This window comes from Micromonospora sp. C28SCA-DRY-2 (assembly GCF_030519475.1).
In the GTDB taxonomy this organism is placed as follows: Bacteria; Actinomycetota; Actinomycetes; order Mycobacteriales; family Micromonosporaceae; genus Micromonospora.
On record NZ_JAUMKD010000009.1, the window covers coordinates 38,541 to 54,892 of the forward strand.

A 16,352-nucleotide genomic window follows, 5' to 3' on the forward strand; every position below is an offset into this window, starting at 1 on the left:
TATTACCGACCGGTAGGCACCGACAACCCGATTCCGGAAGTGACAGCCATTACACACTTCCGGTTCGGCTGTCCGCCAGGCGCGGGCCCGGCCCGTCGGCGGCCGGTGCGCTCAGCTCTCGGCGGCGCCGACCTCCCAGCTCGGCACGGGCGCGTCCGAGCCGCCGCGGGATCCGGTGTACTCCATCAGCACCAGGGCGATGTCGTCGTCCAGCCGGCCGTGCACCCACTCCACCAGCGCGGTCTCCAGCGAGGCCAGCCCGTCGGCCACGGTGCCGTGGCCGAGCAGCCGCCAGGCCCGGTCGGCGGTGGGGAAGAACTCCCCGTCCCGCCGGGCCTCGCCGAGCCCGTCGGTGAAGAGCAGCAGCCGGTCGCCCGGCTCCAGCCGCTCAACCCGGGGCCGGACCACCGGCATGAAACCCAGCGGCGGGGCGGGCGCCGGCGGCTCCAGCGGGATCACCGCACCCCGGCGCAGCAGCAGCGGCGGCGGGTGGCCGCAGTTGACGATGGTGAGCGTCCCGCCCCGCTCCTCGACCAGCGCCGCGGTGACGAAGTCCTCGTCGCCGACGCTGCGGGCCACCGCCCGGTCCAGGTCGGCCACCACGGCGCGCAGGTCGGCCCGCTCGTACGCGACGTGCCGGTAGGAGCCCAGCACGATGCTGGCCAGCCGGACCGCCTCCAGTCCCTTGCCGCGTACGTCGCCGATGATCATGCGCACGCCGTACGGGGTGTCGATCGCCTCGTACAGGTCGCCGCCGATCTCCGCGGTGGCGGTGGACGAGATGTACCGGCCGGCGACCGAGAGCGTGCCGACCTGCGGGCCGAGCGGGCGCAGCACCGCCTGCTGGGCCACCGCCGCCAGCTTGGACAGCTCGGCGATCTGCTCGGCCTGCCGCTGCCGCACCGCGGCGACGGCGGCCGCGATGCCGGTGCCGAGCGCGATGCCGGCCACGTTCACCCCGTTGACCAGGGAGATCGACCAGTCACAGAGGGCGAACGCGGCGCCGACCGCGGTGGCCACTACGCCGACGCCGAGCACCACCCGCCAGGACGCCAGCGCCGCGGCCAGGAAGGGCGCGGCCACCATGAGTGCGATGTAGTGGGCCGGCCGCCCGTCGGCCAGCTCGACCGAGGACACGATCGCGAGCAGGGCGAGGGCCGCGCCGAGACCGGCGCGGGATCCGGGGCTCAGCGGGCCGCGGCCCGACTGGAAGGGATGCGTGCGTACGAGGGACAGCATGCCTGATGGACGTGAACGGTTGAATGAACCTGGCCCGTCGACCGAGGAGGTTCTGGCCGCGCGGACCCCGTCGGCGGGCCGATCGCCGTCCGGCACGGGCTCAGCCGAGCACCTCGTAGCGCACGTCCACGTGCCCGAGGTCCAGCGACGCGATCTCGGCGAACGCGGCCCGGGACAGGTCGATGCAGCGGCCCTCGATGAACGGGCCCCGGTCGTTGATCCGTACGGTCACCGACTTGCCGTTGTCCGGGTTGGTCACCCGGACCCGGGTGTTGAACGGCAGCGTCTTGTGCGCGGCGGTCAGCGCGTCCGGGTTGAAGTTCTCGCCGTTGGCGGTCAACTGGCCGTCGGAGTAGAAGGAGGCGCCGCACGAGCCGCTCTCCACCACCTTGGTGGTGGCGGTCTTCTTCGCCGTCGCGGTGGGCTTCGGGCTGGCGGTGCGGGGCTTGCTCCGCGACGGCGCCTGCGGCGACCGGGTGGCCGTCGGGCTCGCGGTCACGCTCGACGACGGGCTCGCGCTCGGCGAGATGGGTGCGGCGCTGGTCGGCGTGGCGACGGGCGAGAGGTCGACGGCGACCGGCCGCGCCGGCTCCGAGCCGGCGGTGAGCTGCACGGCGCCGACGGTGCCGCCGACGGCGAGCGCGACGCCGACCGCCGCGGTGGCCGCGATGCCGGCCGGCGAGAACCTGCGGGAACGGGAGTGCCTACCAGCCACCGGAACCGGTCCTTTCACGATCTGAACAAACCGGCTCGGACCGTAACGAGAGAAGCACTTCCGAAGTCAACGTGATCATTGTGGTATGCCCGGAATTGCGGTGATACGTGTAGCCGATCATCCGACCCGAGGTGGGCCGCCCGGCCCGGTGAGCGCCGGTGACCGCCCGCCCCGCCCGGCCGCGCGCCGATCCCGCAGGATGGGTGACATGCCCGCCGAGCTGAGCGAACGTCTGGCCGAGCTGTTCCGCTGGATCGATCCCGGTCCCGGCGCCAGCCACCTGGTCAGCGACGTCTCCGGCTGGTGGCGGGATCCGGACGTGCTCGCCCGGCTGGGCCCGGCCCTGGTGGAGCCGTTCCGGGCGGCCCGGCCCACCGTGGTGGTCTCTCCGGCGGTCACCGGGTTCCTGCTCGGACCGCTCGCCGCGACCGCCCTCGGGGTGGGTTTCGTGCCGGCGCACAAACCGGGCGACGGCCGCCTGCCGGCCGGGCCGCTGACCTGGGCGCAGAGCCCGCCCGACTTCCGCGGCAGGCGGGTGGACCTGGCCGTGCGGGACCACGCCCTCGACCGCACCGACCGGGTGCTGGTGGTGGACGACTGGGTGGCCACCGCGGCGCAGGTGCGCGCGCTCTACGAGATCTGCGCCGCCCGGGGCGCCCAGCCGCTCGGCACCGCCACCGTGGTCCTCGACTGCGCTCCGGAGGTCACCGCCGAGCTACGGATCCGGGGCCTGGTGACCGCCGACGCGCTGCGTCCCTGACCGACCGGGTGCCCGCCGGCGTCGGCGCTGGAGGGGCGGCCGGCCGGGCTCAGCGGACGAACTCCTCGACCGCCGTACAGACCCGGCCCAGCGCCTCGGCCGAGCGGGCCAGCGGGCCCGGCACCATCAGCGCGTGGTCGGCCTGGTCGATCTCCACCAGGTGCGGGGTGAGCCGGCGGGCGACCGCGCCGTCCCAGGACGGATCGGCGGTGCCGCCGACCAGCAGGAACGGTGCGGTGGCGCGATCCAGCGCGTCGACCACCGCGGGCAGGTGCAGCAGCGGGGTGAGCCAGACGGCGGGCAGCCCCCGGTCGGCGGCGAGCGGCGCGGCGAACGTACCGAGCGACTTGCCGACCAGCAGCTCCATCCGCCCGGTGAGGGTCGAAGCGACCTGCCCGGTCACCCAGTCGACGGCCGCGTCCGCCCCGTCCCGGTCCGGCGCGAGCCCTTCGGGCACCTGCCAGGAGATCGCGTGCAGGGCGAAGCCGGCACGGCGCAACGCCTCGCCGAGGTAGAGGAAGAGCGGGAACCGGGTGTCGTAGCCTCGGCCGGGGATGAGCACCGCACGCCGGTCCGCCATGGCCGCCTCCTGATCGTCGACCCGCCCACCGTATCGCCGTACGGTCCGCCCGTGGGCGCCAAATGTCGCGGCCCCCGACCGTGCCGGGCGTAGCCTCGGCAGGATGTGGCCTCGGATCGGTGGACTGCGCACGCTCGCCCTCGGCACCCCCGGCGAGCTGCGGACGCGGTTGAACACGCTGGTGCTGGCCGGGGTGAAGACCGCCACCGCCGGCCTGCTCACCGAGTACGCCGAGGAGGGCGAGGAGCTGGAGCGGGTCGGTGAACGGCTGGTCCTGGTCGACGACCGGGACGCGCTGGCCGGCGTCGTCGAGGTGACCGGCGTCGAGGTGGTCCCGTTCGCCGAGGTGTCCTGGGACTTCGCGCGCTCCGAGGGGGAGGGCGACCGGTCGATCGAGGAGTGGCGGGCCGGGCACGCCGCCTACTGGGCGCGGGTCGGCACCCCGGTCACCGACGACACCGACGTCGTCTGCATCCGCTTCCGGCTGGTCTCCGGCGGCGCGGGCGGCGTGGCCACCGGAGACCTCGGTCCGTAGCCGGCGGGACGGACGGCGAACGGCGGGGCGGGAGCGGTCAGCCGCGGCGCAGTTCGGGCAGCAGCCGGGTGGCCACGTCGACCAGCACCTCCTCGTCGCCGGCGTACCAGCTGCTGGCCCGGGGCCAGTGGGTCACCACGTCGGTGAAGCCGAGCGCGGCGGCACGCTCGACCTGGTCGGCGAAGAACTGGGCGCTGCGCAGCGAGAAGACCGGCGCCGAGTCGAGCGAGAGGTAGCGGTCCAGGGTGGCCGGGTCGCGCCCGGCGGCGGCCAGCGTCGCGTCCAGCCGGGCGCACAGCTCGCCGACCCCGACCCACCAGCTCTCCAGGTCGTCGCCGCCGGGACCGGTGGTGACCCAGCCCTGGCCGAACCGGGCCACCAGCTTCATCGAGCGGGGCCCGTTCGCCGCCACCACGAACGGCACCCGGGGCTGCTGCACGCAGCCGGGGTTGTTCCGGGCGTCCATTGCGGCGAACCAGTCACCCCGCCAGGTCGTCCCGTCCTCGCGCAGCACCAGGTCGAGCAGCTCGGTGAACTCGCCGAAGCGGTCCACCCGCTGCCGCGGCGGCAGCGTCTCACCGCCGAGCACGGTGGCGTCGAACCCGATGCCGCCGGCGCCGAGGCCGAGCAGCAGCCGGCCGCCGGAAACGTCGTCGAGCGCTGTCACCTGCCGGGCGAACGCGGCCGGGTGCCGGAAGTTCGGCGAGGCGACCAGCGTGCCGAGGCGGATCCGGGAGGTCACCGTCGCGGCGGCGGTCAGCGTGGTGACCGAGTCGAACCAGGGCCCGTCGACCAGGTCCCGCCAGCCCAGGTGGTCGTAGGTCCAGGCGTGGTCGAAGCCCCACTCGTCGGCCTGCCGCCAGCGGCGCTGCGACTCGGACCAGCGCTGGTCGGGGAGGATCACGATGCCAATCCGCATGATCGGCAGCCTAATGGCCGGCACCGACGGCCCGGCCCGGTCGGGTTAGGGACCTTGCCATGTATCGATGATCTGAATATGTTGACCCGCGTGACCCCGATGCGCGAGCCGACGTTCCTCATCCTCACCGCGCTCGCCGCCGGCCCACGGCACGGCTACGGCCTCATCCAGGAGGTCGCCGCCCTCTCCGAGCAGCGCGTCACGCTGCTGCCCGGCACCCTCTACGCCGCCCTCGACCGGCTCAGCGCGCAGGGGCTGGTCGCCCCGGACCGCGAGGAGACCGTCGACGGGCGGCTGCGCCGCTACTACCGGCTCACCCCGGACGGCGTCTCCGCCCTCGACGCCGAGACCGCCCGGTTGCGGCAGCTCACCACCGCCGCCGAGGCCCGGCTGCGCCCGCTCCGCGCCCGTACCGCCTGACCCGCGCCACCTTCCCGAAGGGACGGCCATGCCGCCGACCGGCGACCCGCTCGCCCGCCGCTACCGGCGGCTGCTCTGGTGCCACCCGCGCGCCTACCGCCGCGCCCGCGGGGAGGAGATGGTCGGCGTGCTGCTGGACGGCGCACCGCCCGGCCGCACCCGGCCGACCCTGCGGGAGGCGGTCGACCTGCTCCGGCACGGTCTGCGCTGCCGGCTCGGCCGCCCGGCCAGCCGTACGGTGGGCGTCTGGGCGACCCTCGCGGCCGTCATCTGCGGGCTGTTCACCGGGGCCGCCGCCACCCGGGTCGCCTGGGAGACCTCCCGCCCGCAGCCCGACCGGGCCGAGGCCGCCGCGCTCTTCGCCGACGTGTTCCCCGGCCACCGGCTCGGCGACGTCGAGCCCGCGACGGCGCTGTTCACCTTCTACAGCCAGCCGCTGCGGCTGCGTAACCTCGACCAGGTGCTCCTCGGTGACGGCGGCGAGTACCAGCAGGGCGAGACGCTGCTCAGCGCGGCCGGCGCACCGCCCACGCCGGCCGGGCGGATGCTCACCGACACCGAGCGGCGGCTCCGGGAGGCCGGCTGGCAGGTGTACGAGCCGATGGTCAGCGGGGACTCCGGCTGCACCGACAAGTGGTGCGCCTCCATCGTCCGGTTCACCGAGACCACCATCCTGGCCCGCCGCGGCGACACCGCGCTGCGGGTGACGATCACCTCGCCACCGCAGGGCGTGAGCAGCTATCTGCTGGTCAGCGTGAACCGGACCGCACCGCCCGCCGTGCTGCCCGCCGGCCTGCTCGGTGGCCTGCTCGGCGCCGGTCTCGGCTGGCTGGCCTTCGGGTGGGCGAGCCGGCGCACCGACGCCGGGCACCCGGCCGGCGGTGTGGTCACCGCTCTCTTCGGAGTGAGCATGCTCCTGTGGTGGTCACCCGCCCTGCTGACCGTCCCGCACCTGCTCGGCCACCACCTCGACGAGCCGCACCCGAGCTGGCACCCGCTGTGGGAATGGCTCGGGCAACCCGCGCTCGCGCTGTTCTTCGTGGGCGGCGCGCTCTGCGCGCTGCTCGGGTTGGCACTGGCCGCCCTGCCCCGCCACGCCGCCGACCCGCTGCCCACCGCCGCGGCGGGCTGACCGCCGGCGGAAACCCGGTGGGCGGCGGCACCCGACGGCGCGACCGGCCCGGTGAACCAGTCGGCGGCGGTTCAGCTCGACAGGTCGGCGGCGCGGTCCAGCAGGGCGCGCCGCTCGGACTCCGCCCGGCACATCGCCGCGGCCCGCCGGAACAGCGCCGCCGCCCGCTCGCGGTCCCCCCGGCGGGCGGTCAGCTCGGCCTCCGCCGCCACGGCCGGCGGGTAGCCGTCCAGCGCCCCGCCGGCCCGGGCCTCGGCCAGCAGCGCGAGCCCGGCCGCCGGCCCGTGCGCGAAGCCGTGCGCCACCGCGCGGTTCAGCCCGATCACCGGTGACGGCTGGATCCGGGCGAGTTCGTCGTACGCCCGGGCGATGGCCGGCCAGTCGGTGGCCGCGGCGGAGGCGGCGGTGGCGTGGCAGGCGGCGATCCGGGCCTGGAGGGCGTACGGGCCGGCCGGGCGCGCCCGGGCCAGGAGGTCGACGGCCTCGGCGATCGCGGCGTGGTCCCAGCGGGAGCGGTCCTGCCGGTCGAGGGTGAGCAGGTTGCCGTCGGCGTCCCGCCGGGCGTCGCGGCGGGAGTGCTGCAACAGGAAGAGCGCGAGCAGCGCGGCGACCTCGGGCTGGTCGGGCATCAGCCGGACGAGCAGGCGGGCCAGCCGGATCGCCTCGTCGGCGAGGGCGGGCTCGCCGTCGGCGTCGTAGCCCCGGGTGAAGAGCAGGTAGAGCACGGCGAGCACGCCCGGGAGCCGCTCGGCGAGCATCGGGCCGGTCGGCACCCGGTACGGGATCCCGGCGGTGGCGATCCGGGTCTTCGCCCGGGTCAGCCGCCGGGTCATCGTCGCCTCGCTGACCAGCAGGGCGCGCGCGATGTCGGCGGTCGGTACGCCGCAGACGACGCGCAGCGTCAGCGCCACCCGGGCGTCCAGCGACAGCGCCGGATGGCAGCAGGTGAAGACGAGCCGGAGCCGGTCGTCCACGATCTCCTCCCCGGTCGCGGGCTCCGGGCCGGCGAGCCGGAGCAGCGCCAGCTCGGCCAGCTTGCGGCGTTCGACGGAGGCCCGGCGTAGCACGTCCAGCGCGCGGTTGCGGGCCACGGTCATCAGCCAGCCGCCCGGGTTGGCCGGCACGCCGTCGCCGGGCCACCGTTCCAGGGCGAGCGCGAGCGCCTCCTGGGCGCAGTCCTCGGCCAGCGTCCAGTCCCCGGTCACCCGGATCAGCGCGGCGACGATCCGGGCGTACGAGTCGGCGCAGGCGGCCGCGACGGCGTCCCCCGTCGCGGCCGCCGACGGGTCAGTCACCCGGCTGGTCGGCCAGGTCGGCGAACGGGCGCAGCTCGATCCGGCCCGCCCGGGCCATCGGGTGGGTGCGCGCCACCTCGATCGCCTCGTCCAGGTCGGCGCACTCCAGCAGGTCGAAGCCCACGATAACCTCCTTGGTCTCGGTGAACGGACCGTCGGACACCAGCAGTTCGCCGTTGCGCACCCGGACGGTGGTGGCCGCCGACGTCTCGGCCAGCACGTCGCCGGTCAGCCGGCGGCCACGGGCGTCGTTCTCGGCCACCCACGCCTCGATGTCGGGCCAGTTCTCCCGGTCGGTGTCCGGCTCGGTGTCGCTGCAGACGAACATCATGTACTTCATCTCGGCACTCCCTGGTCGGCGATTCTCACCAGGGTGACGAACGGGCGGCCCGCTACCGGACCGCACCGGTCAAGACTTTCCGCCGACGCCGCCGGGGGTCGCCTGGCGCGGCCGGAACCGGATGGGGCAAGCTGGGTGGGAACGCGACTGGCGGCACGGGGATGGCACCAACCATCGGGGAGCTCGCCGTGGGAGTCGACCGCCTGGGCACCCACGTTGGGGGAGCCATGCCCATCGCCGACGACACCGCCGTGATCCCGCACACCGCCCGGCTGCTCTCCGGCAAGCCGCTCGCCGACAAGGTCTTCGCCGAGGTGGCCGACCGGGTGTCCCGGCTGCGCCGGGCCGGCGTCGTGCCCGCGCTCGCGACCGTGCTGGTCGGTGACGACGACGCCAGCGCCGGCTACATCCGGATCAAGCAGCGCCAGGCGGCGGAGCTGGACTTCGAGTCGCCGCACACCCACCTGCCCGCGGACGCCACGCAGGAGGACCTGCACCGGGTGATCGCCGGCTACAACGCCGACCCGGGGGTGCACGGGCTGCTCGTGCAGTACCCCGTCCCGGCCCACCTGGACTACGACCGGGCGTTGCAGAGCGTCGACCCGGACAAGGACGTCGACGGGATGCACCCGCTCAACATCGGGCGGCTGGCGCTCGGGCTGCCCGGCCCGCTGCCCTGCACGCCGGCCGGCATCGAGGCGCTGCTGGCCCACTACGAGATCCCCGTCGCCGGGCGCGAGGTGGTCATCCTCGGCCGGGGCGCGACGCTCGGCCGGCCGCTGTCGATCATGCTGGCGCAGAAGCGGCCCACCGCCAACGCGGCGGTCACCGTCGTGCACACCGGCGTGCCGGACTGGGACCGCTACACCCGCCGCGCCGACATCCTGGTCGCCGCCGCCGGCGTACCCGGGATCATCCAGCCCGAGCACGTCAAGCCCGGCGCGGTGGTGATCGGGGCCGGCGTCCGCTACGAGGGCCGCCGGCTGCTGCCGGACGTCGACGAGTCGTGCGCCGAGGTGGCCAGCGCGATCACGCCCCGGGTGGGCGGGGTCGGCCCGACCACGGTGGCGATGCTCTTCCGCAACGCCGTCGACGCCGCCGAACGGCTGAGCGGACGCGGCTGAGCCGCCGGGTTCCCGCCGGCCGTCCCGCCCGGGACGGCCGGCCGGGTTCGTGCTTGCCGCATGCCGGGATGCGGGTATGGACGGTGGCATGGGAGATCGACCTCGGCTGACGCTGACCGCCACCGTGCTGGACTCGCCCGACGCCCGGGAACTGGCCGGGTTCTACGAACGCCTGTTCGGCTGGTCGCGGGACGACGACGAACCGGACTGGGTCACGCTGCGCGCCCCGGGCGGCGGCGCCGGCCTGTCGTTCCAGACCGAGCCGAACTACGTACGACCGGTGTGGCCGGCCGGTCCGGGGGACCCGCAGATGATGGTCCACCTCGACATCCAGGTCGACGACCTGGCGGCGGCCTCGGCCCACGCCGTCGCCGCCGGGGCCACCCTGGCGGACTTCCAACCCCAGGACGACGTACGGGTGCACCTCGACCCGGCCGGCCACCCCTTCTGCCTCTACCTCTGAGCGGGCGCCGAACCCGGACCGGCGCCGGCGCGTCGGTCCGGGTCGGGCCGTCGGGATCAGTGCCAGTCGCTGATCGCGACGTCGTCCGGCGCCGGCCGGCCGCGCCCGGTCTCGACGAGCTCCTTGAGACTCATCAGGAACGTCGCCCACTTGGTGCTGCAGTGGCGCATGAACTCGACCGGCTCGCGCCAGCCCTCGTGGGTGAACTGGACGATGGTGTACTCGCCACGCTGGTCCAGGCGCCAGTCGATCTCGGTGCCGAGCCATTCCGCCGGGCCGTCGGTGACCCGCCACCGTACGTGGCCGGCGGGATCGAGTTCCAGGACGTCCATGTCGAAGCCTCCGACGTCGCCGAACCGGAACGCCAGCCGCCCGCCGACCTCGCTCTTGCCCGTGGTGTCGGTCGTCCACCACCCGGCGATGCCCTCGGGAGTTGCCACCGCCCGGTAGACGTCGTCGAGCGGCGCGACGACGCCGACCCGGTGCAGGATGTCGACCATCTCAGTCTCCTCGGTTGTTGTCGCGGCTGCGGTCGATCGCCTCGGCGATCCGCTTGATCCGGCGGAGTCGGGCGTCCCAGGTGGCACCCACCGCCGACAACTGGGCGACAGCCCGGGCGAGCTGCGCCTCGTCGACCTGGTAGCGACGCTCGCGACCGGCCGGCGTGCCGTGCACCAGACCGACCCGGTCCAGGACGGCCAGGTGCTTCGAGACGGCCTGGCGGGTGACGGGTAGTCGCTCGCTCAGCGACGTGGCCGTGCCCGGCCCTCCGGCGAGCAAAAGATCGATCATCGTACGCCGGATGGGGTCGCCGACCGCCGACCACAGGTCGTCGTCGATCGCTGTGCTCATGACGTGGCGACCAGCCGCGTGACGTACGTGCCGAGCCTGGCGAGGTAGTGGTCCCAACCGGTCTCGTGGTCGCGGTACTGCGCCTCCAGCTGAGCGATCTCCCAGCCCATCTCCCGGAACCCGGTCTCGGTCATGCGGACCCGGGTGCCCCCACCGGCCGGGACCAGGTCGAAGGTGACGAACAACGAGTTCCCGGAGCGGTCCGGGTCCGAGTAGCACCACCGGAAGGAGAACCGCTTCGGCGGGTCGACCTCGACGACGGCGAGGGCGACGGTCGTCGTCTCGCCGGTCTCCGCGTCGCGCCAGACCAACTCGCCGGGAGCGCCGGCGACCGGCTCGAACCGCGCGTCGTCGGGCCACCACTCCCGCATGTGCTCGGGCCGACTGATCACCTCGAAGACCACCTCGGGTGCCGCGTCGACCTGGATGTCGCGCTCGATGGATCCGTACTCCATGTCTGCCAACCTTTCGCAACCTTTGGTTGCGTCAACCCTACCCAGCAGCCTCCCGACACGCAACCTTCGGTTGCGCATCGGGGTCCTGTGCGGATGCGGCGCGCTCGGCGGGGGGCGGGTCGCGGTGTCCGATATTCAGTCCCGGGATCACTCCGGGGACCTACCAGTGCCCGCCCCCCGTAGCCGCGCTGTCCCACCTGGGTTGCTCTGACCGGCCACCTGCGGCGCACCCTAGCCGGCGGGTACGGCACACGATGGCCCGACGTAACATGCGCGAAGTGACCACAGGGACCGCCGACGAGGGCATCCATCCATTCCGCATCGACATCCCGCAGAGCGATCTGGACGATCTGCACGAGCGTCTCGACCGCACCCGCTGGCCCGACGAACTGCCGGGCGTGGGATGGGCGTACGGCGTCCCGCGCGACTACCTCAGGGAGCTCGTGCACTACTGGCGCCACGGGTACGACTGGCGCGCCGCGGAGGCCGAGCTGAACCAGTGGCCGCAGTTCGTCACCACCATCGACGGTGCGACGGTTCACTTCGCTCACCTCCGGTCGCCCGAACCGGATGCCACTCCGCTGCTCATGACGCACGGCTGGCCCGGGTCGATCGTCGAGTTCGCCGGGATCGTCGGCCCGCTCACCGACCCCCGCGCGCACGGTGGCGACCCCGCGGACGCGTTCCACCTGGTGCTCCCGAGCATCCCGGGATTCGGCCTGTCGGGGCCGACGAGGCAGACCGGCTGGGAGTTCAAGCGGGTCGCCGCGGCGTTCGCGGTGTTGATGGAACGGCTTGGCTACCAGCGGTACGGGGTGCAGGGCGGTGACTGGGGATCGATCATCTCCCGAGAGCTGGGCCGTACCCGACCCGACCGGGTCGTCGGCGTACATCTCAACCTGCTGCCCAACTCGTTCCAGCCCGAGGAACCCGACCCCGGCGAGTTGGCGGCGCTGAGCCCGACCGAGCGCGAGCGCACGGTGGCCTCCTGGGAACGCCTCAAGACCTGGAGCCGCGAGCGTCAGGGATACGCCGACATCCAGGCCACCCGGCCGCAGACGCTGGCGTACGGCCTGACCGACTCACCGGTCGGCCAACTGGCCTGGATCGTGGAGAAGTTCAAGGAGTGGACGGACTCCGCGGACCGCCCGGAGGACGCCGTCGACCGCGACCAGATGCTCACCAACGTGATGCTCTACTGGCTGACCGGCACGGCCGGATCGTCCGCCCGCATCTACTACGAGCGGGCGCACGCCGACTACTGGGGCAAGCCCCCCGAACCGTCGACGGCACCGACCGCGCTGGCCGTCTTCCCGCAGGACAACTTCATTCCCCTACGACACATCGCGGACCGCACGAACCACATCGTGCAATGGACGGAGTACGACCGGGGCGGGCACTTCGCGGCGATGGAGGTACCGGAACTCCTGGTCGGGGACGTCCGGATGTTCTTCCGGAAGCTCCGCGAGGGCGTCCCCGACTGACATTGTCAGCGCTCCGGCCGGCCGGTCCCGGAGCCGGCGCAAACCCGCTGCGTCGGCCGCCCCGGTCGTCACCAGTTGGTCACCCGGCCCGGGAGTCAGACCGTTCAGGCGGAACGTTGCGCCGGCGGGCCTACTCCGTACGGATCACGGCGTTGTAGACGCTTCCGGGGCGGCGTCTGGGCGCTTGTCGCCCCGCACTGCGTCGAGGTAGTCAGCTATCGCATCCCTGTTGCGGACCAGGCACTCGATACGTTCGGTCATTCGGTCGCGTTCGTCTTCGAGCGTGGCGATCATTTCCGGGGTCGCATCAGAGAAGTGGATGACCCGGGGCTTGTTCAGGCATGGGAGGATCTGCTTGATGATCCGGGTCGGCAGTCCCGCATCGAGCAGCCCCCTGATCTGCAAAATCCGGTCCACGAGCGACTCGTCGTACGCACGGTAGCCGTTGGCGCAGCGGCTAGGGAAAATCAACCCCTGCTCCTCGTAGTAGCGCAGCAGCCGCCGAGGCGTACCGGTGCGCTCCGACAGTTCTCCGATACGCATGTGACTACCCTCATACATGTTCGCGTTGACCATCACATCGATGTGATGGTTCGAGCATACGCACCATGCGAACCAAGACCACGCAAGTAGCCGGCTCCCCCGCCGAGCCCAAGGATCGGAAACTCCCGCTGCCGGCGCTGCTGGCGCTGGCCACGGCCGTGTTCATCACCAGCCTGACCGAGACGCTCCCGGCTGGTCTGCTTCCCGCGATGAGTGCTGACCTCAAGGTCAGCGAGTCGGCGGCGGGGCAGACAGTGACGATCTACGCGATCGGGACCGCGCTGACAGCTATCCCGTTGGCTGCGGCGACGGCAGGGTGGCGTCGCAAACGTCTGCTGTTGACGGCGACGGCGGGATTCGCCATTGCCAACACTGTTACGGCAGTCTCGGGGAACTACGCACTGACCATGGCGGCGCGGTTCGTCGCCGGAGTGGCCGCGGGCCTGGCCTGGGCGTTGCTGGCGGGATACGCCCGGCGCATGGCGCCCGTTCACCTGCAGGGCAAGGCGATCGCGATCGCGATGGCCGGCATTCCGATCGCGCTGTCGCTGGGAGTGCCCGCGGGGACCTTCCTCGGCGCCGCACTTGGCTGGCGGGCAGCTTTCATGATCATGACCGGGCTCACCATCGTCCTGCTCGCATGGATCACCGTGACGGTCCCGGACTATCCAGGGCACAGGCCAGAAAATCGAACGTCGATGGTGCGGACCCTCCGCATCCCCGGCGTGTCGCCCGTTCTGTTCGTCACCCTGGTTTTCGTGCTGGCCCACACCATCCTCTACACCTACATCGCCACGTTCCTCGACCGGGTCGGCATGGGCACGTCCACCGACCTCGTGCTGCTGGTCTTCGGTGCAGCCTCCCTGATGAGCATCTGGATCGTGGGCGCTCACATCAACCGTCGGCTGCGAACCCTCACCATCGCCAGCACCCTCCTGGTCGCCGTGGCAGCAGCCATCCTGGCAGCGATGGCCGGCAGCCCCGCTCTGGTCTACGTCGCGGTGCTGCTGTGGGGGCTGGGATGGGGAGGCACGCCTACTCTTCTGCAAACGGCCGTCGGCGATGCGGGAGGCAAGGCGGCAGACGCCGCACAAGCGATGCTCGTTACCCTGTGGAACGTGGCCATGGCCGGCGGCGGAGTCGCCGGCGGGATCCTTCTCGACCTCCTTGGCCACACCTCCTTCCCCTGGAGTGTCCTTGTGCTCCTGATGCCGGTGCTGCTCGTGGTGACCACCGCTCGCGCGCACGGTTTTCCCGCAGAGCGCGTGAGCATGGCCCCATGAACGCAAGCCCGAACACAGCAGAGCAGAGATCGGGCACGTAGCTGGCGGAAGCGCAGGAAGCGGTGGCAACGATCAAGGCCCCAGCCAGGAAATCGTCCTGAGCTGGGGCCTCGCGTTGGAGCGGGTGACGGGAATCGAACCCGCACTGTCAGCTTGGGAAGCTGATGTTCTGCCATTGAACTACACCCGCAGGCGGCACCACTGTACCCGAGTCACCACCCCGATGCATCCAGGTACCCCCCGCGCCGTCGACCGCTGCGGCCAGCGCCCGACCCCACTCCGCAAGATCCACACAACTTCCGGGATGTAGTGGCCTCCGGCCCCCCGCGAGGCAACTACATCCGGGATGTTGCGCGGATCTTGCCCGGCCGCCCGTCCGCACGGCAGCCCGGCGAGGCAGGGCACGAGGGGGTGGCGGGCACCGGGCACCGCTGCCAGGAAAAAGTTTCACTCCGGCAACATATGGTCGTTCTCAAATCTGTCGATCGGTTGTAACGTCTGGCCCACGTTCTCAGCCACGGCGTGACATACCCCCTGTCGCGCCGCCAGAAAGAGGTGGGCCCATGGGACTTCGTCCCGACCTGCTGACCCGGCGTGCCGCCGGTGTCGCGTCGACGACCCTCGCGCTGCTGCTCAGCACCGCCGCGGTGGGCGTCGTACCGGCCGCTTCGGCCTTCTCCGCCGCGCCCGGTGAGGCGTGCGTCGAGCCGGCCGACGTCCACGCCGACGCCCGGATCAAGGCGGGCGGCGCGGCCAAGCACGAACCGAACGAGCTGACCCTCGCGGAGACCCGCGAGCGGGAGGCCGACCTGGCCGCCGCGCTCCGGGAGCGCGCCCGGTTCCGCACCGGCGCCGGGGCGAGCACCCTCGCCGCCACCGTGACCGTCCCGGTGGTGGTGCACGTGATCCAGCGGGACAGCACCCGGGCCGGCGGCAACATCCCGGACTCGATGATCACCTCGCAGATCAACGTGCTGAACCAGTCCTACAGCGGCGCGACCGGCGGCGCGGCCACGGCGTTCAGCTTCCAGCTACAGAAGATCAACCGGGTGACCAACCCGGCGTGGTACCCGATCGTGCAGGGCTCGTCGGCGGAGCGGTCGATGAAGACCTCGCTGCGTGAGGGCGGCAAGAACACCCTCAACATGTACCTGGGCGAGCTGAGCGACGACCTGCTCGGCTGGGCGACCTTCCCGCAGCGCAAGCTGAGCAGCATGGACGGCGTCGTCGTGCTGAGCGAGTCGCTGCCGGGTGGCACCGCCACCAACTACAACCAGGGCGACACCGGCACCCACGAGGTGGGCCACTGGCTGAACCTCTACCACACCTTCCAGGGCGGCTGCTCGGGTCAGGGTGACAGCGTCAGCGACACCGCGGCCGAGGCTTCGCCGGCCTTCCAGTGCCCGACCGGGCGGGACACCTGCACCGCCCCGGGCGTGGACCCGATCACCAACTTCATGGACTACACCTACGACTCGTGCATGTACCAGTTCACCGCCGGGCAGGCGAGCCGAATGCTGACCGCGTGGAACGCGTACCGCGCGGCCTGACCTGACGTACGCCATCGGTGCCGGCTCCGGAGGACGGAGCCGGCACCGGTGTCTTCGGGCTCAGGCGGCCTCGCGGCGGCGCATCCGGGGGGCGGGGTCGGCGGCCGGGGCGTCGGCCGGCGCACCCGGGTCGAGCCAGACCTGGACGGCGGGGTGGCCGTGCCCGTTGCCGGGGCCACCCGCGGCGCCGGCGTCGCGGCGGGTCAGCATCGCCACGTCGACGGTGAACTCGAACAACCGCCAGTCGACGTGCGGGGCGGCCCGGTAGCTGCGGGCCAGCCGGGCGACCCGGGCCGGGTCGGTGACCGGGCGGGCGCGTCCGGCGACGTAGGCCTCGTCGTCGCTCTCCTCGGGCGGGAAGGAGTGCAGCGCGTAGCGGCCGTCGCGTTCCAGGTCGCGCCGTTTCGGCGAGTCGACCACGAAGCAGAACAGCCCCTCGTCGGTGATCACCGGGGAGACCGGGTGCACCCGGGGCCCGCCGTCGGCGCGGACCGTGGCCAGGTAGCCGAAGCCCGGCCCGTACTGCTGCATGAGAAGGCGGATCCCGTCGGCGAGTCGGGGCTCGTCAGCGGCGAATTCGGACCAGGATGCCATGTGGACATTCTATCGAACAGGTGTACGAACACCTAGTCCGACACGCAGGTCACCCCGGCCGCTTCGCTA

The 16,352-nt window shown here is 72.6% G+C and carries 20 protein-coding genes and 1 tRNA gene; 9 read left to right on the forward strand and 12 right to left on the reverse strand.

Features of this window, described 5'->3' with window-relative positions:
• Positions 1–111: 111 nt before the first annotated feature.
• Together Q3W71_RS27455 and Q3W71_RS27460 are read right to left on the reverse strand one after the other, a co-directional pair.
• Positions 112–1,239 carry a PP2C family protein-serine/threonine phosphatase gene (locus Q3W71_RS27455; RefSeq protein ID WP_302922372.1) on the reverse strand — a complete coding sequence of 376 codons (1,128 nt, stop codon included), beginning with the start codon at positions 1,237–1,239 and terminating at the stop codon, positions 112–114.
• A gap of 100 nt (positions 1,240–1,339) precedes the next feature.
• Entirely contained in the window at positions 1,340–1,954 is a 615-nt protein-coding gene (locus Q3W71_RS27460) for a septal ring lytic transglycosylase RlpA family protein (protein WP_302922373.1), read from the reverse strand.
• 208 nt (positions 1,955–2,162) lie between these two features.
• Between Q3W71_RS27460 and Q3W71_RS27465 the strand changes: the two genes are divergently transcribed.
• Entirely contained in the window at positions 2,163–2,714 is a 552-nt protein-coding gene (locus Q3W71_RS27465; RefSeq protein WP_302922374.1) for a phosphoribosyltransferase, read from the forward strand.
• Positions 2,715–2,763: 49 nt separating this feature from the next.
• Here the strand turns inward: Q3W71_RS27465 and Q3W71_RS27470 are convergent, their stop codons facing one another.
• Positions 2,764–3,294, reverse strand: a complete 531-nt coding sequence (locus Q3W71_RS27470) for an alpha/beta hydrolase (protein WP_302922375.1) — start codon at positions 3,292–3,294, stop codon at positions 2,764–2,766.
• Between the two features lie 103 nt (positions 3,295–3,397).
• On the opposite strand from Q3W71_RS27470, the gene Q3W71_RS27475 reads away from it, so the two are divergent.
• Positions 3,398–3,829, forward strand: coding sequence for an ASCH domain-containing protein (locus Q3W71_RS27475; protein WP_302922376.1), 432 nt, complete (start codon positions 3,398–3,400; stop codon positions 3,827–3,829).
• Positions 3,830–3,866: 37 nt separating this feature from the next.
• Here the strand turns inward: Q3W71_RS27475 and Q3W71_RS27480 are convergent, their stop codons facing one another.
• Positions 3,867–4,748 carry an LLM class flavin-dependent oxidoreductase gene (locus Q3W71_RS27480; protein WP_302922377.1) on the reverse strand — a complete coding sequence of 294 codons (882 nt, stop codon included), beginning with the start codon at positions 4,746–4,748 and terminating at the stop codon, positions 3,867–3,869.
• 99 nt (positions 4,749–4,847) lie between these two features.
• Between Q3W71_RS27480 and Q3W71_RS27485 the strand changes: the two genes are divergently transcribed.
• Together Q3W71_RS27485 and Q3W71_RS27490 are read left to right on the forward strand one after the other, a co-directional pair.
• Positions 4,848–5,168 carry a PadR family transcriptional regulator gene (locus tag Q3W71_RS27485; RefSeq protein ID WP_302922564.1) on the forward strand — a complete coding sequence of 107 codons (321 nt, stop codon included), beginning with the start codon at positions 4,848–4,850 and terminating at the stop codon, positions 5,166–5,168.
• 28 nt (positions 5,169–5,196) lie between these two features.
• The gene (locus tag Q3W71_RS27490; protein WP_302922378.1) at positions 5,197–6,300 is read left to right on the forward strand and encodes a hypothetical protein; all 1,104 of its coding nucleotides are present in this window, start codon (positions 5,197–5,199) and stop codon (positions 6,298–6,300) included.
• 71 nt (positions 6,301–6,371) lie between these two features.
• Here the strand turns inward: Q3W71_RS27490 and Q3W71_RS27495 are convergent, their stop codons facing one another.
• Both Q3W71_RS27495 and Q3W71_RS27500 read right to left on the reverse strand, forming a co-directional pair.
• Positions 6,372–7,595, reverse strand: a complete 1,224-nt coding sequence (locus tag Q3W71_RS27495) for an RNA polymerase sigma factor (protein ID WP_302922379.1) — start codon at positions 7,593–7,595, stop codon at positions 6,372–6,374.
• Positions 7,588–7,926, reverse strand: a complete 339-nt coding sequence (locus Q3W71_RS27500; RefSeq protein ID WP_302922565.1) for a YciI family protein — start codon at positions 7,924–7,926, stop codon at positions 7,588–7,590. Before Q3W71_RS27500 ends, Q3W71_RS27495 begins: the two co-directional genes overlap by 8 nt.
• A 236-nt stretch (positions 7,927–8,162) precedes the next feature.
• On the opposite strand from Q3W71_RS27500, the gene Q3W71_RS27505 reads away from it, so the two are divergent.
• Entirely contained in the window at positions 8,163–9,059 is an 897-nt protein-coding gene (locus Q3W71_RS27505; protein WP_302922566.1) for a bifunctional 5,10-methylenetetrahydrofolate dehydrogenase/5,10-methenyltetrahydrofolate cyclohydrolase, read from the forward strand.
• An 88-nt stretch (positions 9,060–9,147) separates the two neighbouring features.
• A complete protein-coding gene (locus Q3W71_RS27510; protein ID WP_302922380.1) occupies positions 9,148–9,522 on the forward strand; it encodes a VOC family protein in 375 nt (124 codons plus the stop codon).
• Positions 9,523–9,578: 56 nt separating this feature from the next.
• Here the strand turns inward: Q3W71_RS27510 and Q3W71_RS27515 are convergent, their stop codons facing one another.
• Genes Q3W71_RS27515 through Q3W71_RS27525 form a run of 3 tightly spaced genes read right to left on the reverse strand, consistent with a single transcriptional unit; the run spans position 9,579 to position 10,829 of the window.
• Complete coding sequence (locus tag Q3W71_RS27515; protein WP_302922381.1) at positions 9,579–10,022, reverse strand: SRPBCC domain-containing protein; 444 nt, start codon at positions 10,020–10,022, stop codon at positions 9,579–9,581.
• Position 10,023: 1 nt separating this feature from the next.
• Positions 10,024–10,374 carry a metalloregulator ArsR/SmtB family transcription factor gene (locus Q3W71_RS27520; protein ID WP_302922382.1) on the reverse strand — a complete coding sequence of 117 codons (351 nt, stop codon included), beginning with the start codon at positions 10,372–10,374 and terminating at the stop codon, positions 10,024–10,026.
• Positions 10,371–10,829, reverse strand: coding sequence for an SRPBCC domain-containing protein (locus Q3W71_RS27525; RefSeq protein WP_302922383.1), 459 nt, complete (start codon positions 10,827–10,829; stop codon positions 10,371–10,373). Before Q3W71_RS27525 ends, Q3W71_RS27520 begins: the two co-directional genes overlap by 4 nt.
• A gap of 305 nt (positions 10,830–11,134) precedes the next feature.
• Between Q3W71_RS27525 and Q3W71_RS27530 the strand changes: the two genes are divergently transcribed.
• Positions 11,135–12,313, forward strand: a complete 1,179-nt coding sequence (locus Q3W71_RS27530) for an epoxide hydrolase family protein (RefSeq protein ID WP_302922567.1) — start codon at positions 11,135–11,137, stop codon at positions 12,311–12,313.
• Between the two features lie 144 nt (positions 12,314–12,457).
• Here Q3W71_RS27530 and Q3W71_RS27535 read toward each other — a convergent pair whose 3' ends face one another.
• Positions 12,458–12,856, reverse strand: coding sequence for a MerR family transcriptional regulator (locus tag Q3W71_RS27535; RefSeq protein ID WP_302922384.1), 399 nt, complete (start codon positions 12,854–12,856; stop codon positions 12,458–12,460).
• A gap of 65 nt (positions 12,857–12,921) precedes the next feature.
• On the opposite strand from Q3W71_RS27535, the gene Q3W71_RS27540 reads away from it, so the two are divergent.
• Complete coding sequence (locus Q3W71_RS27540; protein ID WP_302922385.1) at positions 12,922–14,139, forward strand: MFS transporter; 1,218 nt, start codon at positions 12,922–12,924, stop codon at positions 14,137–14,139.
• A gap of 116 nt (positions 14,140–14,255) precedes the next feature.
• Here Q3W71_RS27540 and Q3W71_RS27545 read toward each other — a convergent pair.
• Positions 14,256–14,329 (reverse strand) — tRNA-Gly (locus Q3W71_RS27545).
• Positions 14,330–14,702: 373 nt separating this feature from the next.
• On the opposite strand from Q3W71_RS27545, the gene Q3W71_RS27550 reads away from it, so the two are divergent.
• Entirely contained in the window at positions 14,703–15,689 is a 987-nt protein-coding gene (locus Q3W71_RS27550) for a zinc metalloprotease (protein WP_302922386.1), read from the forward strand.
• Between the two features lie 60 nt (positions 15,690–15,749).
• Here the strand turns inward: Q3W71_RS27550 and Q3W71_RS27555 are convergent, their stop codons facing one another.
• Positions 15,750–16,283 (reverse strand): pyridoxamine 5'-phosphate oxidase family protein, encoded by a 534-nt coding sequence (locus Q3W71_RS27555; RefSeq protein WP_302922387.1) that lies wholly within the window; start codon positions 16,281–16,283, stop codon positions 15,750–15,752.
• Positions 16,284–16,352: the final 69 nt, after the last annotated feature.

Excerpts from the sequence above, each read along its gene's own strand:
- Q3W71_RS27455 (WP_302922372.1), bottom strand. The coding sequence starts at position 1,239 with ATGCTGTCCCTCGTACGCACGCATCCCTTCCAGTCGGGCCGCGGCCCG.
- Q3W71_RS27465 (WP_302922374.1), top strand. The coding sequence starts at position 2,163 with ATGCCCGCCGAGCTGAGCGAACGTCTGGCCGAGCTGTTCCGCTGGATC.
- Q3W71_RS27470 (WP_302922375.1), bottom strand. The coding sequence starts at position 3,294 with ATGGCGGACCGGCGTGCGGTGCTCATCCCCGGCCGAGGCTACGACACC.
- Q3W71_RS27475 (WP_302922376.1), top strand. The coding sequence starts at position 3,398 with ATGTGGCCTCGGATCGGTGGACTGCGCACGCTCGCCCTCGGCACCCCC.
- Q3W71_RS27480 (WP_302922377.1), bottom strand. The coding sequence starts at position 4,748 with ATGCGGATTGGCATCGTGATCCTCCCCGACCAGCGCTGGTCCGAGTCG.
- Q3W71_RS27485 (WP_302922564.1), top strand. The coding sequence starts at position 4,848 with ATGCGCGAGCCGACGTTCCTCATCCTCACCGCGCTCGCCGCCGGCCCA.
- Q3W71_RS27490 (WP_302922378.1), top strand. The coding sequence starts at position 5,197 with ATGCCGCCGACCGGCGACCCGCTCGCCCGCCGCTACCGGCGGCTGCTC.
- Q3W71_RS27500 (WP_302922565.1), bottom strand. The coding sequence starts at position 7,926 with ATGATGTTCGTCTGCAGCGACACCGAGCCGGACACCGACCGGGAGAAC.
- Q3W71_RS27505 (WP_302922566.1), top strand. The coding sequence starts at position 8,163 with ATGCCCATCGCCGACGACACCGCCGTGATCCCGCACACCGCCCGGCTG.
- Q3W71_RS27510 (WP_302922380.1), top strand. The coding sequence starts at position 9,148 with ATGGGAGATCGACCTCGGCTGACGCTGACCGCCACCGTGCTGGACTCG.
- Q3W71_RS27515 (WP_302922381.1), bottom strand. The coding sequence starts at position 10,022 with ATGGTCGACATCCTGCACCGGGTCGGCGTCGTCGCGCCGCTCGACGAC.
- Q3W71_RS27520 (WP_302922382.1), bottom strand. The coding sequence starts at position 10,374 with ATGAGCACAGCGATCGACGACGACCTGTGGTCGGCGGTCGGCGACCCC.
- Q3W71_RS27525 (WP_302922383.1), bottom strand. The coding sequence starts at position 10,829 with ATGGAGTACGGATCCATCGAGCGCGACATCCAGGTCGACGCGGCACCC.
- Q3W71_RS27535 (WP_302922384.1), bottom strand. The coding sequence starts at position 12,856 with ATGCGTATCGGAGAACTGTCGGAGCGCACCGGTACGCCTCGGCGGCTG.
- Q3W71_RS27540 (WP_302922385.1), top strand. The coding sequence starts at position 12,922 with ATGCGAACCAAGACCACGCAAGTAGCCGGCTCCCCCGCCGAGCCCAAG.
- Q3W71_RS27550 (WP_302922386.1), top strand. The coding sequence starts at position 14,703 with ATGGGACTTCGTCCCGACCTGCTGACCCGGCGTGCCGCCGGTGTCGCG.
- Q3W71_RS27555 (WP_302922387.1), bottom strand. The coding sequence starts at position 16,283 with ATGGCATCCTGGTCCGAATTCGCCGCTGACGAGCCCCGACTCGCCGAC.